Below are 3,087 nucleotides of genomic sequence, written 5' to 3'. Positions count from 1 at the left end.
TATTGAAAACGATCGTGACATCAGAAATCGGTCGGGCAATTGCGGCGCATTATGGATTGGAAACGATCGATACGTTAACTGGCTTTAAGTTCATCGGTGAAAAAATTGGTGAATTTGAGCGAACGAAAGAATACACGTTCCAATTTGGTTATGAAGAAAGTTACGGTTATTTAATCGGTGATTTTGTTCGCGATAAAGACGCGGTTCAGTCGGCAATTTTTGCGGCAGAAGTAGCAGCGTATTATAAAGCGCAAGGCAAAACGTTATATGACGGACTAATGGGTATTTTTGGAAAGTATGGCTACTATAAAGAATCTTTGCGTTCGTTGACGTTAAAAGGAAAAGAAGGAGCAGAGCGAATCGCTCACATCATGTCCTCGTTTCGTAGCCAACCGTTACGTCAAATCGCAGGTGTAGAGGTTGTTGCGGTGGAAGATTACGCAGTTAGTAAAAGATGGGAAAACGGTATAGAGCAACCGCTTCGTTTGCCACGATCGAACGTGTTGAAATATGAACTAGCCAATGGTTCATGGTTTTGTGTTCGCCCGTCAGGCACAGAGCCGAAAGCGAAATTTTATTTTGGCGTAAAAGGCAAGTCACAACAAGAAAGTGATGCGCTGTTGGCCGAACTTGAACAAGCCGTTATGTCGCTTGTGGAAGATGCTTTATATCAAATGAAGTGATGGGGAGTTTTTCCCCATCTATCCCCTTTCATACAACTCAATTGGTAATTGATCTGGATCTTGAAAGAATGTGAACTTTTTCCCCGTTATCGGATCGATGCGAATCGGTTCGACTTCAATGTGATGCGCTTGTAAATAAGCGATCGTTTCCTCAATACAATCTACTGCAAATGCTAGATGACGTAAGCCACATGCTTCAGGATAGCTTTGTCTTTTTGGTGGATGTTCGAAAGAAAAAAGCTCTAGTTGTAAATCCCCAATTTGCAAATCTAACTTATATGATCGTTTATCAGCGCGATATTGTTCGTGAATGATTGGTAGTTGTAAAACATGTGTGTAAAAATGTTTGGATCGTTCATAATTCGAACAGATAATTGCTATGTGATGTAGTTGTGTGAACATTTGTCTTCTCCCCCTTGCACGGTAATGATTTGTATTTTACCACAATTTACGGTAAAAATTTGTGACAATGAGAAGGAACAACGAAAGATGAGATTATGGAAGAAATGGTTGGATTGATCGATGAAGCAGGGGGATTAGTTGATCGAGAACAATACAAACAGGCATTATATGATCGGGAAAGAGAGGGAAGTACTGGAATTGGATTTGGAATTGCGATTCCTCATGGAAAAAGTGATGCAGTTAAACACCCTTGTTTAGCATTTGGTATGAAGCATGAGGGGGTAGATTGGGATAGTTTAGATGGGGAAAAAGTGAAACTTATTTTTATGATTGCAGTGCCTGAACAATATGCAGGAAATGAGCATTTGAAAATTTTGCAATTGTTAGCGAGAAAGCTGATGGATGAGACGTTTAGGGCACAGCTATTAACTGTACGAAAAGTGGAAGATGTTTTACAATTATTTGAGACGTTTCAATCTTAATGGGGGAAGGAGATGAATCATGAACATACCTCTTTTTTTCGCACCTGTGTTTCAAGAACGAATTTGGGGTGGAAATCGTCTTCGTGAGCAGTTTGGATACGATATTCCTTCAGAGCAAACGGGGGAATGTTGGGCAATTTCTGCACATCCGAACGGGCAGACGACTGTCATAAACGAACCATTTCGAGGTAAGACGTTAGGTGAGTTATGGGACGATCATCCAGAGTTATTTGGTCATTTTCCATCGGATCGTTTCCCATTATTGACGAAAATTTTAGATGCGAATGCTGATTTATCGGTGCAAGTGCATCCTGACGATGAATATGCTCGTACATATGAAAATGGAGAATTAGGAAAAACAGAGTGCTGGTATATCATTGACTGTAAAGAAGGAGCAGAGCTAATATACGGGCATCATGCAAAAACAAAAGAAGAACTGCGACAAATGATGGAAGAAGGCCGGTGGCATGACTTGCTTCGGAAAGTGCCGATTCGTCCTGGGGACTTTTTTTATGTCCCAAGTGGTACGGTACATGCGCTTTGCGAAGGAACGCTCGTACTCGAAACACAGCAAAGCTCAGATACGACGTATCGGATGTATGATTACGATCGTGTAGATGAGCATGGAAACAAACGGGAATTACATTTAGCAAAAGCGCTCGATGTTATTACCGTTCCACATGTCGATATGTATTATGAACCACATGTGATCCAAACAACAGGGGCAAAAATTACAACATTTGTTCAAAACGAGTATTTTACCGTACAAAAATGGGATATTGAGCATAAATGGAATATTGAACAAACGGATTATTTTTTATTAGTTAGTGTTCTGGATGGAAAAGGGGGGCTTTGTACAGCACAAGAGACATATCCGTTACAAAAAGGAGACCATTTTCTCATTCCCCATTCGTTCGATCGTTTTACTATACAAGGGAATTTGCAATGCATTGTTTCTTCACCAACATGGAGGAAATAATAAGTAAAAACCTATTGCTTTTTCGTGAGCAATAGGTTTTTTGTTAAATAAAATGTCGAAAAATATCAATATTTTTATTATTAAATGTATAGACATTTAATTTTATATGACTTAAAATTATTGTTGTAAGCGCTTGAAATTAAGAAAGGAGAATAGGTGATGAGAAAAATTTTACTTGCTTGTAGTTCTGGAATGTCTACTAGCTTACTTGTTACGAAAATGCAGGCGTATGCAAAAGAAATGGGAGATGATGTAAAGATTTGGGCTGTTGGACAAGAGAAGGCGAAGGAGGAAATGGCAAAAGCAGATATTGTATTAATTGGCCCACAAATGAGCTTTTTAAAAGCAGAACTACAAAACGAAGCGAAAAAGTACGGTATACCTGTCGAAGTGATCGATATGGTAGCATATGGGTTGGCAGACGGCAAAAAAGTATATGAGCAAGCAATACAACTTATGGGGGCGCGTTAACATGGAAAGTCTCGAACATTTAACAGCAGAGCAAATTAGTTTCCAGTTGATTCTTCATAGTGGCAGTGCC

At 39.5% G+C, this 3,087-nt stretch carries 3 protein-coding genes and 2 pseudogenes; 4 read left to right on the top strand and 1 reads right to left on the bottom strand.

Features of this window, described 5'->3' with window-relative positions:
* Positions 1 to 683, top strand: a pseudogene (locus tag V7Z64_RS12660) (phospho-sugar mutase); the annotation flags it as partial.
* 18 nt (positions 684 to 701) lie between these two features.
* Here the strand turns inward: V7Z64_RS12660 and gloA2 are convergent.
* Positions 702 to 1,085: an SMU1112c/YaeR family gloxylase I-like metalloprotein gene (gene gloA2 / locus V7Z64_RS12655; RefSeq protein ID WP_183247496.1), complete on the bottom strand. Its 384-nt coding sequence runs from the start codon at positions 1,083 to 1,085 to the stop codon at positions 702 to 704.
* Between the two features lie 89 nt (positions 1,086 to 1,174).
* Between gloA2 and V7Z64_RS12650 the strand changes: the two are divergent.
* The 3 genes and pseudogenes from V7Z64_RS12650 to V7Z64_RS12640 all read left to right on the top strand — a co-directional run.
* Positions 1,175 to 1,567: pseudogene (locus tag V7Z64_RS12650) on the top strand (PTS sugar transporter subunit IIA); the annotation flags it as partial.
* Between the two features lie 19 nt (positions 1,568 to 1,586).
* Positions 1,587 to 2,546: a mannose-6-phosphate isomerase, class I gene (manA, locus tag V7Z64_RS12645; protein WP_297990982.1), complete on the top strand. Its 960-nt coding sequence runs from the start codon at positions 1,587 to 1,589 to the stop codon at positions 2,544 to 2,546.
* A gap of 159 nt (positions 2,547 to 2,705) precedes the next feature.
* Positions 2,706 to 3,017: a PTS sugar transporter subunit IIB gene (locus V7Z64_RS12640; RefSeq protein WP_297990983.1), complete on the top strand. Its 312-nt coding sequence runs from the start codon at positions 2,706 to 2,708 to the stop codon at positions 3,015 to 3,017.
* The last annotated feature ends 70 nt before the right edge of the window (positions 3,018 to 3,087 follow it).

The sequence above is a fragment of the Anoxybacillus sp. genome (assembly GCF_036834105.1).
In the GTDB taxonomy this organism is placed as follows: domain Bacteria; phylum Bacillota; class Bacilli; order Bacillales; family Anoxybacillaceae; genus Anoxybacillus.
This window is presented reverse-complemented; position numbering and strand designations above follow the sequence as displayed.

Excerpts from the sequence above, each read along its gene's own strand:
- V7Z64_RS12640 (WP_297990983.1), top strand. The coding sequence starts at position 2,706 with ATGAGAAAAATTTTACTTGCTTGTAGTTCTGGAATGTCTACTAGCTTA.
- manA (WP_297990982.1), top strand. The coding sequence starts at position 1,587 with ATGAACATACCTCTTTTTTTCGCACCTGTGTTTCAAGAACGAATTTGG.
- gloA2 (WP_183247496.1), bottom strand. The coding sequence starts at position 1,085 with ATGTTCACACAACTACATCACATAGCAATTATCTGTTCGAATTATGAA.